The organism is Ruegeria sp. BE1 (assembly GCF_056538885.1).
Map to the genome: position 1 here is coordinate 161590 of NZ_JBQFTY010000004.1, position 16893 is coordinate 178482.

The 16893-nt window shown below is 58.7% G+C and carries 17 protein-coding genes and 1 tRNA gene; 6 read left to right on the forward strand and 12 right to left on the reverse strand.

Annotation, left to right across the window (positions count from 1 at the left end):
* Nucleotides 1–102: 102 nt before the first annotated feature.
* From ACR0J5_RS13615 to ACR0J5_RS13660, 10 genes are all read right to left on the reverse strand, one after another.
* Nucleotides 103–1152: a phage portal protein gene (locus ACR0J5_RS13615; protein WP_480654191.1), complete on the reverse strand. Its 1050-nt coding sequence runs from the start codon at nt 1150–1152 to the stop codon at nt 103–105.
* On the reverse strand, nt 1152–1739 hold the full coding sequence (locus ACR0J5_RS13620; protein ID WP_480654193.1) for an HK97 family phage prohead protease: 588 nt from the start codon (nt 1737–1739) through the stop codon (nt 1152–1154). The genes ACR0J5_RS13615 and ACR0J5_RS13620 overlap by 1 nt, the downstream gene beginning before the upstream one ends.
* Nucleotide 1740: 1 nt before the next feature.
* Nucleotides 1741–2994 (reverse strand): phage major capsid protein, encoded by a 1254-nt coding sequence (locus tag ACR0J5_RS13625; RefSeq protein ID WP_480654195.1) that lies wholly within the window; start codon nt 2992–2994, stop codon nt 1741–1743.
* Nucleotides 2987–3790 carry an HNH endonuclease gene (locus ACR0J5_RS13630; protein ID WP_480654197.1) on the reverse strand — a complete coding sequence of 268 codons (804 nt, stop codon included), beginning with the start codon at nt 3788–3790 and terminating at the stop codon, nt 2987–2989. Before ACR0J5_RS13630 ends, ACR0J5_RS13625 begins: the two co-directional genes overlap by 8 nt.
* Nucleotides 3781–5175, reverse strand: coding sequence for a terminase TerL endonuclease subunit (locus tag ACR0J5_RS13635; protein ID WP_480654199.1), 1395 nt, complete (start codon nt 5173–5175; stop codon nt 3781–3783). The genes ACR0J5_RS13630 and ACR0J5_RS13635 overlap by 10 nt, the downstream gene beginning before the upstream one ends.
* Nucleotides 5176–5760: 585 nt before the next feature.
* Nucleotides 5761–5985, reverse strand: coding sequence for a hypothetical protein (locus ACR0J5_RS13640; protein WP_480654201.1), 225 nt, complete (start codon nt 5983–5985; stop codon nt 5761–5763).
* The gene (locus tag ACR0J5_RS13645) at nt 5982–6572 is read right to left on the reverse strand and encodes a head-tail connector protein (RefSeq protein WP_480654203.1); all 591 of its coding nucleotides are present in this window, start codon (nt 6570–6572) and stop codon (nt 5982–5984) included. The genes ACR0J5_RS13640 and ACR0J5_RS13645 overlap by 4 nt, the downstream gene beginning before the upstream one ends.
* Entirely contained in the window at nt 6572–7030 is a 459-nt protein-coding gene (locus ACR0J5_RS13650) for a hypothetical protein (protein ID WP_480654205.1), read from the reverse strand. Before ACR0J5_RS13650 ends, ACR0J5_RS13645 begins: the two co-directional genes overlap by 1 nt.
* A 26-nt stretch (nt 7031–7056) precedes the next feature.
* Nucleotides 7057–7133 (reverse strand) — tRNA-Pro (locus ACR0J5_RS13655).
* A 75-nt stretch (nt 7134–7208) separates the two neighbouring features.
* A complete protein-coding gene (locus ACR0J5_RS13660; RefSeq protein WP_480654207.1) occupies nt 7209–8324 on the reverse strand; it encodes a THUMP domain-containing class I SAM-dependent RNA methyltransferase in 1116 nt (371 codons plus the stop codon).
* Nucleotides 8325–8610: 286 nt separating this feature from the next.
* Here ACR0J5_RS13660 and ACR0J5_RS13665 point away from each other — a divergent pair, with 286 nt between their 5' ends.
* From ACR0J5_RS13665 to nqrF, 6 genes are read left to right on the forward strand one after another with little or no spacing between them, the layout of a single operon-like run.
* Nucleotides 8611–9954 (forward strand): Na(+)-translocating NADH-quinone reductase subunit A, encoded by a 1344-nt coding sequence (locus tag ACR0J5_RS13665; RefSeq protein ID WP_480654209.1) that lies wholly within the window; start codon nt 8611–8613, stop codon nt 9952–9954.
* 5 nt (nt 9955–9959) lie between these two features.
* The gene (locus ACR0J5_RS13670) at nt 9960–11168 is read left to right on the forward strand and encodes an NADH:ubiquinone reductase (Na(+)-transporting) subunit B (protein WP_480654211.1); all 1209 of its coding nucleotides are present in this window, start codon (nt 9960–9962) and stop codon (nt 11166–11168) included.
* Nucleotides 11161–11976 carry a Na(+)-translocating NADH-quinone reductase subunit C gene (locus ACR0J5_RS13675; protein ID WP_480654213.1) on the forward strand — a complete coding sequence of 272 codons (816 nt, stop codon included), beginning with the start codon at nt 11161–11163 and terminating at the stop codon, nt 11974–11976. The genes ACR0J5_RS13670 and ACR0J5_RS13675 overlap by 8 nt, the downstream gene beginning before the upstream one ends.
* A complete protein-coding gene (locus ACR0J5_RS13680) occupies nt 11976–12629 on the forward strand; it encodes an NADH:ubiquinone reductase (Na(+)-transporting) subunit D (RefSeq protein ID WP_480576543.1) in 654 nt (217 codons plus the stop codon). Before ACR0J5_RS13675 ends, ACR0J5_RS13680 begins: the two co-directional genes overlap by 1 nt.
* The gene (gene nqrE / locus ACR0J5_RS13685) at nt 12629–13237 is read left to right on the forward strand and encodes an NADH:ubiquinone reductase (Na(+)-transporting) subunit E (RefSeq protein ID WP_039526851.1); all 609 of its coding nucleotides are present in this window, start codon (nt 12629–12631) and stop codon (nt 13235–13237) included. The genes ACR0J5_RS13680 and nqrE overlap by 1 nt, the downstream gene beginning before the upstream one ends.
* 10 nt (nt 13238–13247) lie before the next feature.
* Nucleotides 13248–14471 carry an NADH:ubiquinone reductase (Na(+)-transporting) subunit F gene (gene nqrF, locus ACR0J5_RS13690; RefSeq protein WP_480654216.1) on the forward strand — a complete coding sequence of 408 codons (1224 nt, stop codon included), beginning with the start codon at nt 13248–13250 and terminating at the stop codon, nt 14469–14471.
* A 36-nt stretch (nt 14472–14507) separates the two neighbouring features.
* Here nqrF and tviB read toward each other — a convergent pair whose 3' ends face one another.
* Together tviB and ACR0J5_RS13700 are read right to left on the reverse strand one after the other, a co-directional pair.
* A complete protein-coding gene (gene tviB / locus ACR0J5_RS13695) occupies nt 14508–15791 on the reverse strand; it encodes a Vi polysaccharide biosynthesis UDP-N-acetylglucosamine C-6 dehydrogenase TviB (RefSeq protein ID WP_480654218.1) in 1284 nt (427 codons plus the stop codon).
* Between the two features lie 5 nt (nt 15792–15796).
* The gene (locus ACR0J5_RS13700; RefSeq protein WP_480654220.1) at nt 15797–16810 is read right to left on the reverse strand and encodes an NAD-dependent epimerase/dehydratase family protein; all 1014 of its coding nucleotides are present in this window, start codon (nt 16808–16810) and stop codon (nt 15797–15799) included.
* Between the last annotated feature and the right edge of the window lie 83 nt (nt 16811–16893).

Sequence of the window (16893 nt, forward strand, 5' to 3'; positions counted from 1 at the left end):
CTACCGAATGGAGGTATTGGAGACCGCACTTGTCAGGGTTTGCCCACTCTCTGACTAACGGGGTCGCTTCTGGCACATTGCCGTTACCAAGGCGCAACCTGCCTATTCTGGTTTCAAGTCCACGATTTGAAGTGCCGCGCCGGGATCGATCCCAGCCTCTTTGGCCTCGGCCATTGCCTTGATGATCGCGGTCATGGCTCGCGCCCGTCCGCCAGCGTCAAAGGCTTGCAAGGGGCGCATCACGTCCAGTTCCACGGCTCCGCCGAGTTTGGTGCTGGCTTCTTCCGCAATCTGAGCGGCGATTGGTTGCAGCACCCATTGGGCGAGGTGGCGCTGTGCTTCCCGTACCATTGGGCCAGTGGTCGATGGGTTCGCCAAACCGGGCAGAATGCCAAAGGCCATGTTGATTGCGTCCCGTGCCGCCGCCAGCGATTCCTTCGTCATTGACTTGGATAGATCCGGGGACAGATCGTCCGGTGCTTTGCCCGCATTTGGGTGCATCCCGCCAGCGACAGCATGAGCCACACCTTCCAGGACAAGGACAGAGCCGCGACGGCCTCGGAAAGATGCGCGCATATCTGCCATGTCTCCGGCCCCGCTATCAGGCAGATGCACTATTTCCGATCCGAGAGGCGCGTTTTCATAGACTTCCGTCAGGGCGGTTTCCAGCGCATTCAAAAGGCCGGCGGTCAGGCTGGCGCGTTTAAGTGGCGCTGTGCCGTAATATGGGGCAACTGGATCACAGCCGATCCGAATGTGCAGCACCTCGCCTGCAAGGGCTGTTTCGGTACGCCCACCGCCAGCCTCAGAGACGGACACGCGATAGGCGGTCGGGATACCGTCGCGGGTACGCAAGTCCCAATCGCTGCAAGGAATCAACCCGTAATCACGGATCAGGAACACCGCTTCACCGCGCAGGGCAAGGCTGCGCCCAATGACCGCCAAGGCGCGGCGATCAAGCAGATCGGCCCCGGTCACATCGGCCATACTCAGGCCACTTTCCCAGAGAGAGACGCAGCTTTGCGTGGTGGCGGTCAACTCCGCGATCCCACGACGGCCGGAAACGTAGGATTCCCGCGCCGCCATGATTTCCGCCGTGAAGCCGGATGATGCTGAACGGGTTTCTTGTTTTCGTTTGAATGGCCAGATCATCAGAGCCTCCAACGGTTGAGGGGATGCGCCGAGACGCGGAGTTCTGGGCCATCGGCAGACCAGTTGCGCGCCTCGATCTGGGCTTCAGGATAAGCGGGTCGAGTGACGGCGCTAATCTCGAAGAGGTCAGCAGATCGAACCGTACGCAGAAGTGCCGTGCCATCGGATGCGACAGTTTCGGCCCCAGCCTTTGCGCCGACGCGAAAGCCTGGTGACAGCCCCATAATAAGCCCCGCTGCAAGACCGCCGAGGAAGTCCTGAACATAGGACACCGCCCGCATTTCAGGGGCGATTGTTGCTTCAAAGGTCAGGGCGTCGTTACCATCCGTCACGGTCAGACTGCCCGCCTTGCGGCTGGCCAAAGGGCGATCAAAGTCGTGGCCCGCCAGAAAGTGAATGTCCTGACCGGTATCAGCAATGCGTTTGGCAAACGCCCGCGGGGCGATCACCTCTTTTCGGGCTTGCCCGGACGCACCACCATCCCAAAGGACAGTGGCAACGCCGTAGGGAAAGCGGCCCCGGAGGCGGGTTGCCCCGTCCTCGGAGCGGCGGATTTCAATCCCGCCATTTGAGCCGCCAAAGAGCATGTTACTGGATCCCCGTCAGAACTTCGGTTTGCACCGAACGGGAAACAGTCACATCCATTGTGGTCAGAGCCGTCAGACGCAGGCCACCGGATTGCGCGTCGGAATACGGATCACGGATCAAGTCCACCGCGCCCCAAGTGCCGACAAAGAAGGGCGGAACGCCGCCAACGGTCGTGGTCATGACCGCCACCGATGCCGCCGGGTCGCCGGTCGGTTCCGCCAGAGCATTGCTGGACAGATGCACGTTACCGATCTTGGCTACCAGCCGATCCCATTCGGAAACAGCAGTTCCAGCGATCAGATCATCGTCCATTCCATCGAATACTTCGGGCCGCAGCAGCAGGTTGACCGCGCCGGGGCCGTTCGCCGCGTTCGCTGTCATGAACCGCACCGCCGCCGAACGAAACGCCGCATAGGACGCTGCCGCGCTGATTGCGGTTTCGGTGATGTTCCAGCCTGCCGCCCCGGCCAGAATGCCAGTCGGTTCACCAGCTGCGCCGCTGCCTTGGAACACTGCGCGGTCAAGAGCCTCTTCAATCGCGCCGTTCATGTCGCGCCGCACCGCCTGTTCCAGACCGGCCCCGGACTGTTTCAGCGTCTTACGCGTGATGCGCATCTGAATACCCAGATTGTGATCAGGTTTCAGAGGTCGATCCAAGGTGGTGTACGCCGCAGGCCCCGGCACATTACCCGTCTCAGAACCAGTCCAGCCCGCCGAGACATTGGACGTGGTGACGGGGTATTCCTGTTCGCCGATTCCGACATTGATCATCCGGCCACCCATTCGCATGGCACAGCTTTGGGCAAACAGGCGATCAATGATCGGGGCCGTGCGAACCGGGTCAGGCGTCCCGCTGGCGACAGTTTCACCGGCCCGGATTTCCAGCGCATCCCATGGAACCGGCACACCACGATAACCACCCTGGCTGCGCAGTTCGGAGACGATTTCTTGTGTGGCCCCGTCCAATTGCCGCCCTTCATCCAGAGCAAGCGCGACCTGGCGCATCTCAAAACCACCCATCAAGTCAGACCATTCCCGATCCGAACGGGTTTCGAGTTCCGCCCCGGCTTCCCGGCGCTCTTCATCCTCTGCAATCAGAGCGGCGCGATAGCGGGTTTCATTGGTCCGGTATTCGCCATCGAGCGTTTCCATCGAACGCACTTCATCCTCGGACGGTTCGGCCTTCCCGGCCAAGGTTGCGATCTCTTGGCGGATTTCGCTTTGCCGCCGTGCGATCTTCACTGAATCAAGCATTGGTCACTCCTGTTTTGCTTGGTTTCTCACCGCCTTCGGCGATGTATGTTCGCCACCAGTCGTGAACTGATGCGCACATCTCTGGAGCCCGATGTTGTCTTTTCGGGTCCGCATTTATTCTCTGTATGCAGGTGTCGGGGCGCGTCAGGATTGGACGCTCTTCAAGCGATCCAAGTGCCAGCTTCCACGCCGTTCTCTCAGATTGTGAGGCGGCTGATTTAATCAGCCATGCTTTTCCACTGATCGCCTTGGATAGCCCTCGGATGGCTGCGTCGTGGCGTTTGAAAGCTTCGTGAACCAAAGACTTATCGGTTTCCCAGGGTTTGCCGCCGATTTCCGCAAGGAACTGATCAAGATCAATGATTACATCACCTGCGCTGGCATTCCTGTGGACGTAGGTCGTCTTTCCTGCGCCCGGGGGTCCAAAAACCAGCACAACTGGAATCGCCGATTTTTGGACTCCAAACGGGATGCTGAAACTTGTTGCCCCTTTTTCGAGATTTTTGACGGCTAATTTCCAATCAGTGTGTTTCTGCGGCGTCGGTTTATGCCCACATTCCAAGCGGGTTTTTCGGGAATGGCACTTTGGGCAAAGACACTGCAGATTCGCTGGGTCGAAAGACAGTTCCGGATGCGTTCTGACAGGTTTAATGTGGTCCACTTCTAGCCGCCCACGTCTGCCACACTGGCGGCATTGGCCGTTATCACGGTCGATAATTTCCACCCGAAGCGTTTTCCACCGCTTGGTTCGAGTAACGTGTCGAGAATAACGTTGATGTTCTTTTCTTATGCCCATGTCACTCTCGCCTGTCTTGTGGGGCGGCCCATAATGCGCGCGCCTTCTGCCACCGCCAGCACGGTTGCGGCAGCGGCATCGATCCGGCCCGTTGATCGGGCCTTGGCCAGTTTCATGTTGTTGGCGGGGTCGCGCAGCGTAACTGCATCAGCGAAAGCCGAGCGTAGAAGCAGGGAAGGCGACGATTTCACCTTGCCTTCAAAGCAGGCGCGGCGGAACCGTTCGCAATCCTCGCCCCCATCGCGGAAGCCCTGACCACGCCAGATGATTGGGGAACGGATACCGGCCCGCTCAAGGGCCTCGCCAAGTTCGGCCTGTTTGTAGCGGTCGGCGCAGATAGCCGCGATGGGCTGGCCTGCAACGTGTTCCATCAGGTCGGCCAGCCAGGGAGCCACTGGCACAGTGGCGTCACCGATCACAGACAGTTCGCCACGCTCCTGCATTTCGACATAACGCCGTGACACGCCATCTTTGGCACCGCGATCCGCAAGGGACGGTTGCGACGGGAACGCGCCAAGGCACTCCAGTCGCCCGCTGTCCGGCCAGTAGAACGCAGCGGCAGACATGCTGGCAGAGCCGCCGAGATCCAGCCCTATCACCACCTGGCCTTTGCGTGCGGGCAGTTCCGACACTTCGCAATGCAGCCATTCGTCCACCGTCAGCAGTAGGTCACGAGTTTCACCGGACACGCGCTCATTGCGGTTATAGAGCCGGAAGGTACTGAGGCTGGACCCACCGCGCGCGATCGACACCTTGGCCTGTTGCTCAAGCCACTCGATGGATGCTCCGATGCCTGCCACTGCGCCGGGGTTGGCAATCAGCAGGCTTTCCCGGTCATCGGCTGGCAGTCCGGGCGGCGGGCGGTGCTCCTGCACATAGGTGCCGGGTTGCGGATTATCGAGCCATTGTGAAAACGGGTGCGCATCATCTGCTGCCGAAGTGGAAATGATTAGCGCCCGTCCACCACGTTTACCGAGGGACGACATAAGCGCCCCCTCAAGGTCGTTGCCCTGTTCCAATGGCCAGTGGCCGCGCTCATCCATCAGGACAAGGTTCGGAGCTGTGCCGAGGGCGCTTTTGCCGTCGGCTGCGATTACTTTGAGTAGGTGATGCCCGCCATCGCCGTCATATTCGATTTCCAAGCGCGGATTTTTGCGGAATGTGAGGTGCTTGCGGATCTCGACAGGCAGGCTGGCGCAGAAAGCTTCAGCAAAGTCAAAAGCGATTTTGCCCTGTTCCCGTGTACGGGCCGCGATCAGAATATGGCGGCGGGGCTGGGGGTCCCATGCGCCCAACAGCGCGCCAAGGGCGATGCCAGCAGACAGGGCGGTTTTGGCATTGCCGCGCCCGATACTTAGAACTGCGACCTGGGTGTCATCGGCCAAGGCCCCTTCCACAAATTGCTTTTGAAAGGGTGCCAGCCGGATTGGGTCGCCAGCTTTCGGGCCTTCGGGAATTTTCAGAGATTCCAGAAACTGGACTGCTGCTTCCGGGGATGGGAGTTCCAGATTCCGTCTGTGAGCGAGAAGAGATAACTCCCCCGCGCGGTCGCCGAAATCCATATAATTCTGGGCATTGGGACCATTTTCAATGAAGCCAGCCATTTACTCGCTCGTCTCTCTCTTCGTTTGCACCGTTGAGCATGTTTGCTCATTGGTGAGGTTCGGAGCAGAAGGCATAGGACGACTGCCTACGCTCGAAAGCGCAGCAGTCCCCATGCCTTCCGCGTGTAGTTCCTGCTCATCGGAGCCGGTCCATCGCATCAGGCCCGACTGGTTGTGCGTTCCCACCAGTCAGTCAGTTGCTACTTGCGACGCTTGAACGCTGCGCCGGGGATCGGGCTTCAACCTCTAGGACTGCCCTTTGCCTGTGATCCCGCCCGTGGTAGGCTTTCACCCGTGGTGCCACCGTTGTGACCCGATCCACCACTTCGGCCCTGCGTATGGTGGCGCGCAGGGTCGCTGCTTTCGTTACCTCTCGATCAGTTCAAGGTCGTCTGGCGGAGTTGCCAGATCGTTGATCATGCGGCGCATGATGTGCGCTTGCTTGGGGGATGGACGCCACGCCGGGCGCTTGCCATGGCGAGCAATGGACTTGGCAAAGCCTTGCGCCCATTCATCGCCGTCACGCATCGCGCGGCGCATGACACGCGGCCAGTGCAGAGTCATGATTTCATCCAATTCCAGTTCGATCATATACGCACTCCCCGGTAACGGGTGGCGATGCGGGCGGTATGCGGTGACAATCCGGCATGACCACGCTTTACGTCGTAGCCGTTGTCCAGATAGAGCGCCGCTTGATCCAACACGGCGAGTTGCAAGTCCGCAGGAACGTTAGAATGATCCGAGCCAAAACCAGCGTCGTATTCCACTCGCAGACGAGTGGTATCCCGAAGTAGAGTGGACGGTAGGTCTTTTCCTTCGATGAGGTGTAAAAGCGGACGGCGGCCAGAACCGAAGTGAAACTGTTGAGCGTTAAGCGATGTTACTGTTCCATCCGTTTCGACGGCTGAAACTAGTACTGTTGCGTCGTCCTGCGCCGGACCGATGGGTAAACGGTAGGTTGCACCTTCGACATGTGGCCCCGAAACGGCAACTCTAATTCTCTGGGTGATTAGAGCAATTTCAGCATGATCCTCAATTTCAAGACAGGCTGAATTCAACAGCTGTTGGACGTGCCGAAAGAGTTCGATCTCGCTTTCCGGGAAGATCCTGAGGTGGTCCGATATCATTTCGTCGGTGACAGGTAGGGTAGATGAGCGGTTAAGGCGCTGATAATGCATTACGCGATCTCCACTTCAGAGATGTGGTTGCGGAAGGCCATCTGATCGGCTTCGGGCAGAGCTTCATATGCCGCCAGCGCATAGGATTTGCGTTCATTCAGCGAAGCAAAAGACGCCCACCAACGCGCATCTTCCATTGGGCTGAGAAAGGGCGGCATGGGACCATCGGTGAATTGAAGGACGTTCTCAGCGATCAGTCCCGCTTGGTCAGGAGTGTCCAGTGAACGAAGAGCGGCCCATGCCATCGCGGCGCGCTCTTCAATGGTCATCCGGGCCATTGCCACAGTGACGAACCCGGCCCATGATTCAAAATCACCGAGGGTCAGCGCATAGCCCAACACGCGCGACATGCGCTTGTGTTCGGGCTTCATATGCTTGGATAGGATGGAGGATTTGCGGTCCCTTTTGGGCGCAATTTGTGAGGCATCACAGTTTGCGCCGCGTTCAGCCGCCGCCAAATCATCGTTAAGTGATTGATTTGATTTGGTCGGAGTGAGAGGATTCGAACCTCCGACCCCTGCCTCCCGAAGGCAGTGCTCTACCAGGCTGAGCTACACTCCGACCGTGGCGGGTGATCTATACCCGGGGATTGGGATGTGCAAGGGGGATTCTCGGGGCAGCGGCAGGATTTCCTGATCAGGATAGAGGGCCCGTTTGATAGAGGCGGATTTTGGTGCCTCCGTGGTCTACCACGGGGCCGGGTGCCAGAAAGGGCAGGCGGGTTGCCCGGGCCAGCGATTGATTGCTGGTGACGATGCCGACGCGCCAGCCGCTGAACCTGTTCGCAAGGGTTTTGCCCAGACTGCCATACAAAGACCGCAGGCGCTTTTCGTCGCCAATTCTGGCACCATACGGTGGGTTGGCGATAATCAGACCCGCCGGACCAGCAGGTGGTTTGATGTCACTGACCGATTTGCATTGGAACCGTGTGATCGTATCGACCCCGGCGCGCTCTGCGTTGGCGCAGGACGCGTCTATCGCTCCGGCGTTGCGGTCCGAGCCGTAAAATACCAGGTCTGTTTCGCGCGCGTTCTGGCCTTGGCGCATCTCAGCCCATGCTTGCGCATCGAACCCGTTCAACGCTTCGAACGCAAAGCTGCGGGATCGTCCGGGGTTGAGGCCCAAGGCGATTTCGGCGGCTTCGATGACAAAGGTGCCCGACCCGCACATCGGGTCCAGAACGGGTTCTGACCCGTCATAGCCGCATTGGCGCAGGAACATCGCAGCCATCGTGTCGCGCATCGGAGCCTTGGCGACAGCCGGTTTGTGACCGCGCTTGTGCAGCAACTCCCCCGATGTATCGACCGAAAAGGTGCAAAAGTCCTTTTCGATGCGCAAGAGAACTCTGAGCTCTGCGTCAGAGGATACTGACGCCCCGAGTGTCTCGGAAATCGCGTTTTCGACACGCTGTTTTGCCGCACCCGCATGGTAGATACGGGATTTGCGGCTGGTGGCCTCGACCTTTACCGGGACATCGGGGCGCAGAACGTCGGACCAAGGGAATTTCCGCGCGCGTTTGTCGAGCTGGGCAAGATGCACCGCAGGAAATCCGCCGAGGCGCACCAGAACTTTGTTGGCCCCGCGCAGGCACAGATTTGCGCGCCAGACCTCGGGCCATGTGCCGCGGCAACTGACGCCGCCCGGCACGATTTTCGCCCCGGCGAATCCCTTCTCAACTGCCTCGGCATGCAGGGGGGGCTCAAGCCCCGGGGTGGCCACCAGAAAAATCTCAAGTTCGCGCTTTTGTTCCATTCGCTGTGCTTACACCGGAACCAAACTGTGCGCGACACGCAATTTACGCAGCAAAAATGTGAGTTTTCAAAGGAAAGTGAGATTCGCTGCGTATTTTGGGCGGTAACAGGTTTGCTTTTGGTATCATCCCCGCGTAAAGGGGCCCCAATCAGAATTACGCCTGCGGATTTTGGACGCCTTTGCGCGCTTTTGCGACGACGTGACAAGATTTCCGCGTTATTGTCCGGCCCCATGGCGGTGTCGGCAGGGCTGGCGCAGATAAAGAGGCTTGGAAGACAGTAGCGATATGCAAACTTTCAAACTGAAAAAGGGGATGGAGCTGCCGGTCGCCGGGGCCCCGGACCAGACAATTCACCCGGGACCGGAATTTACCTCAGTTGGGGTTTTGGGGGGCGATTACCTGGGCCTGAAACCGCGTATGCTGGTTCAGGAAGGCGATATGGTTCAACGCGGTACTCCGCTGTTTTGCCACAAGGATGTGCCTGATGCGATGATGGTCGCGCCGTTGACCGGTAAGGTCGTCGCGATCAATCGTGGTGCCCGCCGTGTGCTGCAAAGCGTCGTGATCGAGGTTTCGGATGCAAATGACACGGGCGTCGATTTCTCGGGCGTGGGCGATGCCGACAGTGCCGAAGGTGTAACGCAGAAACTGTGCGCTGCGGGTCTGTGGACCAGCTTTCGCACACGTCCCTACTCCAAAATGCCCGAGCCGGGGACGAAGCCGGCTGCGATTTTCGTGACGGCCATGGACAGTGAGCCATTGGCGGCGGATGCACGGGTGATCATCGAAGACGCCGGGGACGCTTTTGCTACCGGTCTGGCGGCCATCGCCAAGCTGACCGATGGCAAGACCTATCTGTGCCACAAAGACGGGGATACGATCCCCGGCGTGGATGTGGCGAACGTCGAAGCTGCTGCGTTTTCGGGGCCGCATCCGGCGGGTCTTGCCGGCACACATATCCATTTCCTTGAACCCCTGGCGGGTGAAAAGCAGGTTTGGACCATTGGCTACCTGGATGTGATCGCCATCGGCAGATTGGTGCAAACCGGCCATTTGGACCCGAACGTGGTTGTGGCCATTTCCGGGCCGGGCGCGCGACAGCCGCGCCTGATCCGCACCGTCATGGGCGCGTCGACCGAAGATCTGACCCGCGATGAGGTTGATGTTGAGGGCACTGCACGCGTGATCTCGGGCTCGATCCTGTCGGGGACGCATGCGGATGGTCCGACGGCCTATCTGGGGCGTTTTGCGCGCCAGATCAGCATCATCCGAGAGGATCACGACCAGATTCCGATGGGCTGGATTCGTCCGATGCCTTCGAAATTCGCTGTGCAGCCGGTGCTGGGTTCAGCCTTTGCAAAGAAACTATATGCGCTAACGTCCAACCTGAATGGTGGACGCCGTGCGATGGTTCCGACAGGTACGTTCGAAGAGCTGATGCCGCAGGATTATCTGCCCACGCAACTGTTGCGCGCGTTGCTGGTCATGGACACCGACACGGCGCAGGCGCTGGGTGCGCTGGAGCTGGACGAAGAGGATCTGGGTCTTGTCGGCTTTGCCTGTCCGGCGAAATATGAATACGGGCTGGCGCTGCGCGACTGCCTGACCAAGATTGAAAAGGAGGGCTGATCCAAATGGGTTTGCGCAGCTTCTTCGATCGGATCGAGCCGAACTTTACCAAGGGCGGCAAGTACGAAAAGTATTTCCCCATCTACGAGATGGTGGAGAGCTTTATCTACACTCCGAAAACCGTAACCACCGTGGCGCCTCATGCGCGGTCTTACGTGGATATGAAGCGGATCATGACCTATGTCGTGATCGCCACGATCCCCTGTATCCTTTGGGGGATGTACAATACCGGCTATCAGGCCAACACGGCCATTGCCGCGCTGGGGCCGGATTCGGCCACAGGCTGGCGGATCGCCATCCTGCAGATGTTCGGAATTTCGCTGAACCCCGACAGTGTGTTTGCCAACATGATGCACGGGCTGATGTATTTCCTGCCGATCTACATCACAACGCTGGTTGCTGGCGGTATTTTCGAGGTCATCTTCGCCACCGTGCGCGGACATGAAGTGAACGAAGGCTTCCTTGTATCTTCAATGCTTTACACGTTGATTTTGCCCGCCAGCACACCGCTTTGGCAGGTCGCGCTGGGGATCATCTTTGGCGTCGTGATCGGCAAAGAGGTGTTTGGCGGCACCGGTAAAAACTTCCTCAACCCCGCGCTTGTGGGGCGGGCATTCCTGTATTTCGCCTATCCTGCGAACATGTCCGGCGACACGGTCTGGACCCCGGTTGACGGGTTCTCGGGCGCTACGGCGCTGTCGGTTTCGGCATCAGACGGGTATCAGGCTCTGGCCGCTGACGGCATCACATGGATGAGTTCCTTCCTCGGGCAAATTCAGGGCAGTTTTGGTGAAACATCGACACTGGCCTGTATGATCGGTCTGGCCTTCCTGCTGACGACCCGGATCGCCAACTACCGCCTGATCGTGGGCTGTCTGGCCGGTACGATCGGCTTTACACTGCTGCTGAATCTGATCGGATCGGACACCAATCCGATGTTCGCGATGCCGTGGTATTGGCACGTGGTGATCGGCGGCTATGCATTCGGTCTTGCCTTTATGGTCACCGAGCCTGTTTCGGCCAGCCATACTAATATGGGCCGCTATATCTATGGTGCGCTAATCGGTGTCATGGTTGTGATGATCCGAGTGATCAACCCGGCTTTCCCCGAAGGCATGATGCTGGCAATCCTGTTCGGGAATGTTTTCGCTCCGCTGATCGACTATTTCGTCGTGCAAGCCAACATCAAACGGAGGGCGCGTCGCCATGTCTGATACGCAATCCCAAGAGCCCAAAGGCGCGATCGCCAAGTTTCTGGCGGCCTCGCCGGATTCGGTCGGCAAAACAATCTTTGTTGCCGTCGCCGTCTGTCTGGTCGCGTCCATGGTCGTGTCCGCGGCCGCTGTCAGCCTGCGCCCGGTGCAGGAAGCCAACGCGCTGAAGGACAAGCAAGTCAACGTTCTGCAGGTGGCAGGCGTCTATGAACCCGGCGTCGACGTGACCGAAGCCTTCGCCGCGTTCGAGCCGCATGTGCTGGAGCTGGCCACCGGCGACTTTGTTGATGATCAATTCGATCCGGCCACGTTCGATGATCTGGCGGCGGCCAGTGATCCGGACCTCAGCGTCGCGCTGGACAATGACCCGGCGGGGATTGGCCGTCAGTCTAAATACCGCGTGATCTATCTGTTGCGCGACGATGCTGGCGATTTGGACAAGGTGATCCTGCCGTTGCACGGCTATGGCCTGTGGTCCACGCTCTATGGCTTTATCGCACTGGAAAACAACGGCAACGATATCTACGGTCTGCAATTCTATCAGCATGGCGAAACTCCGGGCCTTGGGGCCGAGGTAGACAACCCCCGCTGGAAGGCGCTGTGGAACGGCAAACGTCTGCGCGATGACGCAGGCGATCTGCAGATCACCGTCGCCAAATCGCAGCCCGCCGCTGGCCCCGACTTTTATGTCGATGCGCTGGCTGGGGCCACGCTGACCTCGGTCGGTGTCGATAACCTGGTGAAATTCTGGATGGGGGATGCGGGTTACGCTCCGTTCCTGGCCAAACTGCAAGCAGGAGAATTCTGATGTCTCAGACCAAGAAAGAGATGCTGGTCGACCCGCTTGTCGACAATAACCCGATCACCCTGCAGGTGCTGGGCATCTGTTCGGCGCTGGCGGTTACTTCGTCACTGCAGGTGTCTTTCGTGATGGCGCTGGCGGTGACGTTTGTGACCTCGTTCTCGTCCTTCTTCATCTCGTGCCTTCGCAACCAGATTCCCGGTTCGATCCGGATCATCGTGCAGATGGTGATCATCGCTTCGCTGGTGATCCTGGTGGATCAGGTGCTGAAAGCCTATGCGTTTGAGATTTCGAAAACCCTGTCGGTTTTTGTGGGTCTGATCATCACCAACTGTATCGTGATGGGCCGGGCCGAGGCGTTTGCGATGAAGAACCCGCCCGTTGCGTCCTTTATCGACGGGATGGGCAACGGGATGGGCTATGGCCTGATCCTGCTGTTGGTTGGATTTATCCGCGAGCTGTTCGGGGCCGGATCGCTGTTTGGCGTCACCATCCTGCAGACCGTCAACAACGGTGGCTGGTACGTGCCCAACGGCATGCTGCTGCTGCCGCCGTCGGCGTTCTTCATCATCGGTCTGATCATCTGGGCCTTCCGCACATGGAAGCCGAACCAGGTGGAAGAACGTGAATACAAAATTCAGCAGGTAGAGGCCCACTGATGGAAGGTCTGATCTCACTGGCCGTAAAGGCCATCTTTGTCGAAAACCTTGCGCTCAGCTTTTTTCTTGGCATGTGTACCTTCATTGCCGTGTCCAAGAAGATCTCGACCGCGCTGGGTCTGGGCATTTCGGTCATGGTGGTGCAGGCCATCACTGTGCCCGCGAACAACCTGCTGCTGAACTATCTGCTGAAACCGGGCGCGCTGGCTTGGGCGGGCTTTCCGGATGTGGACCTGACCTTCCTTGGCCTGATCTCATACATCGGCGTGATCGCGGCGATGGTTCAGATCCTTGAGATGGTTTTGGATAAGTATTTCCCGCCGCTCTACAACGCGCTGGGGATTTTCCTGCCGCTGATCACGGTGAACTGCGCCATTCTGGGTGGTTCGCTGTTCATGGTGGAACGCGACTATAACTTTGCCGAAGCCACGACCTATGGTTTGTCTTCAGGCTTTGGCTGGGCGCTGGCGATCACTGCGATGGCAGGTGTACGCGAAAAGCTGAAATATTCGGACATTCCCGATGGTCTGCAGGGTCTGGGCATCACCTTCATCACGGCGGGTCTGATGGCGATGGCCTTCATGTCCTTCTCGGGCGTGAAACTGTAAGGAGGGCGACATGGAAACCTTTGGCTTAGGTGTAGCCCTTTTCACCGTTATCGTTCTGGGTCTGGTCGCCATCATCATGGCGGCACGGTCCAAGCTGGTCTCGACCGGAAATGTGAACATCACCATCAATGGTGAGAAAACCATCTCGGTTCCCGCCGGTGGCAAGCTGCTGCAAACGCTGGCAGCCGAGAAGCTCTTTGTGCCCTCGGCCTGTGGTGGCGGCGGCACCTGTGCGCAGTGCCGGGTGCGGGTGCATTCGGGCGGCGGGTCGATCCTGCCGACCGAAGAAAGCCACATCACTAAGCGCGAGGCAGGCTGTGGCGACCGTTTGTCCTGTCAGGTGGCGGTCAAGCAGGACATGGAGGTTGAAGTCCCCGAAGAGGTCTTTGGCGTCAAGAAATGGGAATGCACCGTTCGCTCAAACGACAACGTGGCGACCTTTATCAAGGCGCTGACGCTGGATCTGCCGGAAGGTGAGGATGTGAATTTCCGCGCCGGTGGCTATATCCAGATCGAGGCCCCCGCGCACCAGTTGAAATACACTGATTTCGACGTGCAGGAAGAGTATCGCGAAGATTGGGACAGGTTCAATCTGTGGCAATACGAATCCAAAGTGGCCGAACCCATTGAGCGTGCGTATTCGATGGCCAACTACCCGGATGAAAAAGGCATGATCATGCTGAACGTCCGTGTGGCCTCACCGCCTCCGGGGTCCGAGGGTATCCCTCCGGGTCAGATGTCGTCTTACATCTTCAACCTGAAGCCGGGCGACAAGGTGACGATCTCGGGTCCGTTTGGCGAGTTCTTCGCGCGCGAGACGCAAAAAGAGATGGTGTTCATCGGCGGTGGCGCGGGTATGGCGCCCATGCGCAGCCACATCTTCGATCAGCTCAAGCGCTTGGAAAACCGCGACCGCAAGATCAGCTTCTGGTACGGGGCTCGCTCCAAGAAAGAGATGTTCTTTGTCGAAGATTTCGACAGTCTGGCCGAAGAGTTCGACAATTTCGACTGGCATGTCGCCTTGTCAGATGCCCAACCCGAGGATGACTGGAAAGGCCACACAGGCTTTATCCACAACGTTCTGTTCGAGGAATACCTCAAGAACCACCCCGCGCCCGAGGATTGCGAATTCTACATGTGCGGACCGCCGATCATGAACCAGTCGGTCATCAACATGCTGCTGGATCTGGGCGTGGACCGCGAAGACATCATGCTCGACGATTTCGGCGGGTAAGAGAAAAAAAAACCGGCGCATCCCGCGCCGGTTTTTTTACAGCCGCAGGTCGCTGGCCTCGGGTGGCAGGCAGGATTTGACGTCAAACAACACGCTTTGATCCTTGCCAAAAGCACGCACCTGCGCGGGATCGAGCGCCAGGAATTCCTGATGTGCAACCGCCAGAACGATACCGTCATAGGCCCGGGTTTCAGGCTGCGCGACCAATGAAATCCCATATTCCTCTTGCGCGGCTTCTGCGTCAGCATGGGGGTCGTGCACGTCGACAGAGACGCCATATTCCTGCAACTCGTCGATGATATCGACCACGCGGGTATTGCGCAGATCGGGGCAGTTTTCCTTGAATGTCAGCCCCATCACCAGCACGCGGGCAGCGGCAACATTGATCCCGTCGCGCATCATCCGTTTGACAAGTTGCGAAACGACATACCCCCCCATGCTGTCATTCAGCCGCCGCCCGGCCAGAATGATCTGCGGGTGATGGCCCACCGCCTCGGCCTTGTGGGTCAGGTAATAGGGGTCGACACCGATACAATGCCCGCCGACCAGACCGGGGCGGAAGGGCAGAAAATTCCATTTGGTCCCCGCCGCGCGCAGCACCGCTTCGGTATCGATATCCATCCGACCAAAGATCATCGCCAGCTCATTAACCAGCGCAATGTTCAGATCGCGCTGAGTGTTCTCGATGACCTTGGCGGCCTCGGCCACGCGGATGCTTTCGGCCTTATGGGTGCCTGCTGTGATGATCCGGGCATAAAGCGCATCGACCAGATCTGCCGCCTCGGGGGTCGAGCCCGAGGTGACCTTGCATATATCCGCAATCCGGTGCGTTTTGTCGCCGGGATTGATCCGCTCGGGGCTGTAGCCGGCGAAAAAGTCGCGGTTGAACACCAGACCCGAGGCGCGTTCCAGAACGGGCACGCAATCCTCTTCGGTCGCGCCGGGGTAAACGGTGGATTCATAGATCACCAGATCACCCGGTTTCAGCAACCCGCCCACCATTTCCGACGCGCGCAGCAAGGGCGACAGGTCCGGCTGTTTGCCCTTGGTGATCGGGGTGGGAACGGTCACGATATAGGTGTCGCACCCCTCCAACTCTGCCGGGTCCGTGGCAAAGGACAGGCCCTTGGCGGCGGTCAGGTCTTCGGGCTCAACCTCAAGCGTGGCGTCATGACCGGCGCGCAGGTCGGCGATCCGGTCCGCGTTGATGTCAAACCCCACAACCGGGCCGATCTTGCCAAAAGCAACCGCCAGCGGCAGGCCAACATAGCCCAGTCCGATCACGGCGATCTTGCGGGCGTTTGCGTCTGTTTCAAACATTGGCGTCACTTACCATGATAGTCACGGAACCACGCCACAAAGCGCGCGATTCCGTCCTTGAAATCCGTCTGAGGACGATAGCCCGTCAGGTTTTGCAACAGATCACTATTGGCCCATGTGGCCGGAACGTCTCCCATTTGCATGGGCATGTAATTGCGAATGGCTTTCTTTCCCAGCGCCTCTTCAATGGCTTCGACAAAATCCATCAGCCGCACTTTGTCACCATTGCCGATATTGACCACGCGCCACGGCGCGGCGGGCGAAAGGCTGTCTCCGGGCTCAATATCCTCGGCGCTGGCGGGCCGGACCGGGGGCACGTCAATCAGCAGACGGATGCCCCGCACAAGATCATCGACATAGGTAAAATCGCGGTGCATGTCGCCGTGATTGTAAATGTCGATCGGACGATCTTCGAGGATTGCGTCGACGAATTTGTACAGCGCCAGATCGGGGCGGCCCCAGGTTCCATATACGGTGAAAAACCGGAACATCGTGGTCGGCAGGTTCCACAGATGCGCATAAGAATGGCCCATCGCCTCGTTTGCCTTTTTGGTGGCGGCGTAGATGGTCAGCGGCGTGTCAGCCTTCTCCGTTTCGGTGAAGGGCATCACCTCATTTGCGCCATACACGGATGAGGTTGAGGCCATGAGCAGGTGGTCGACCTCATGCACGCGGGCGACCTCCATGACGTTGAAGGTGCCCACGATGTTCGAGTCGATATAGCTGCGAGGGTCTTCCAAGCTGTAACGCACCCCGGCTTGACCCGCGAGGTGCACAATCACATCCGGCTGGAAGGTGTCGGCGACCTGCATCAGGCGCTCATGATCTTCCAGCATCGCTTCGGTCGCGGAAAAGCCGGGTGATTGCAGCAGCATCTGGTGGCGACGTTGTTTGAGGGCGACGTCGTAATAATCCGTCATGCCGTCAAAGCCGTGTACGACAAATCCTTCGGACAATAACAATTTCGCCAGGTGAAACCCGATAAAACCCGCCGTACCCGTGACCAGAACCCGCTTCATTGAATCCTTGACCTCAACATCCTTTATTGACGCATCAGGGATACTGTTGCCGTGCCGAGGTCAAGGGAAATATCAGCGCGGCA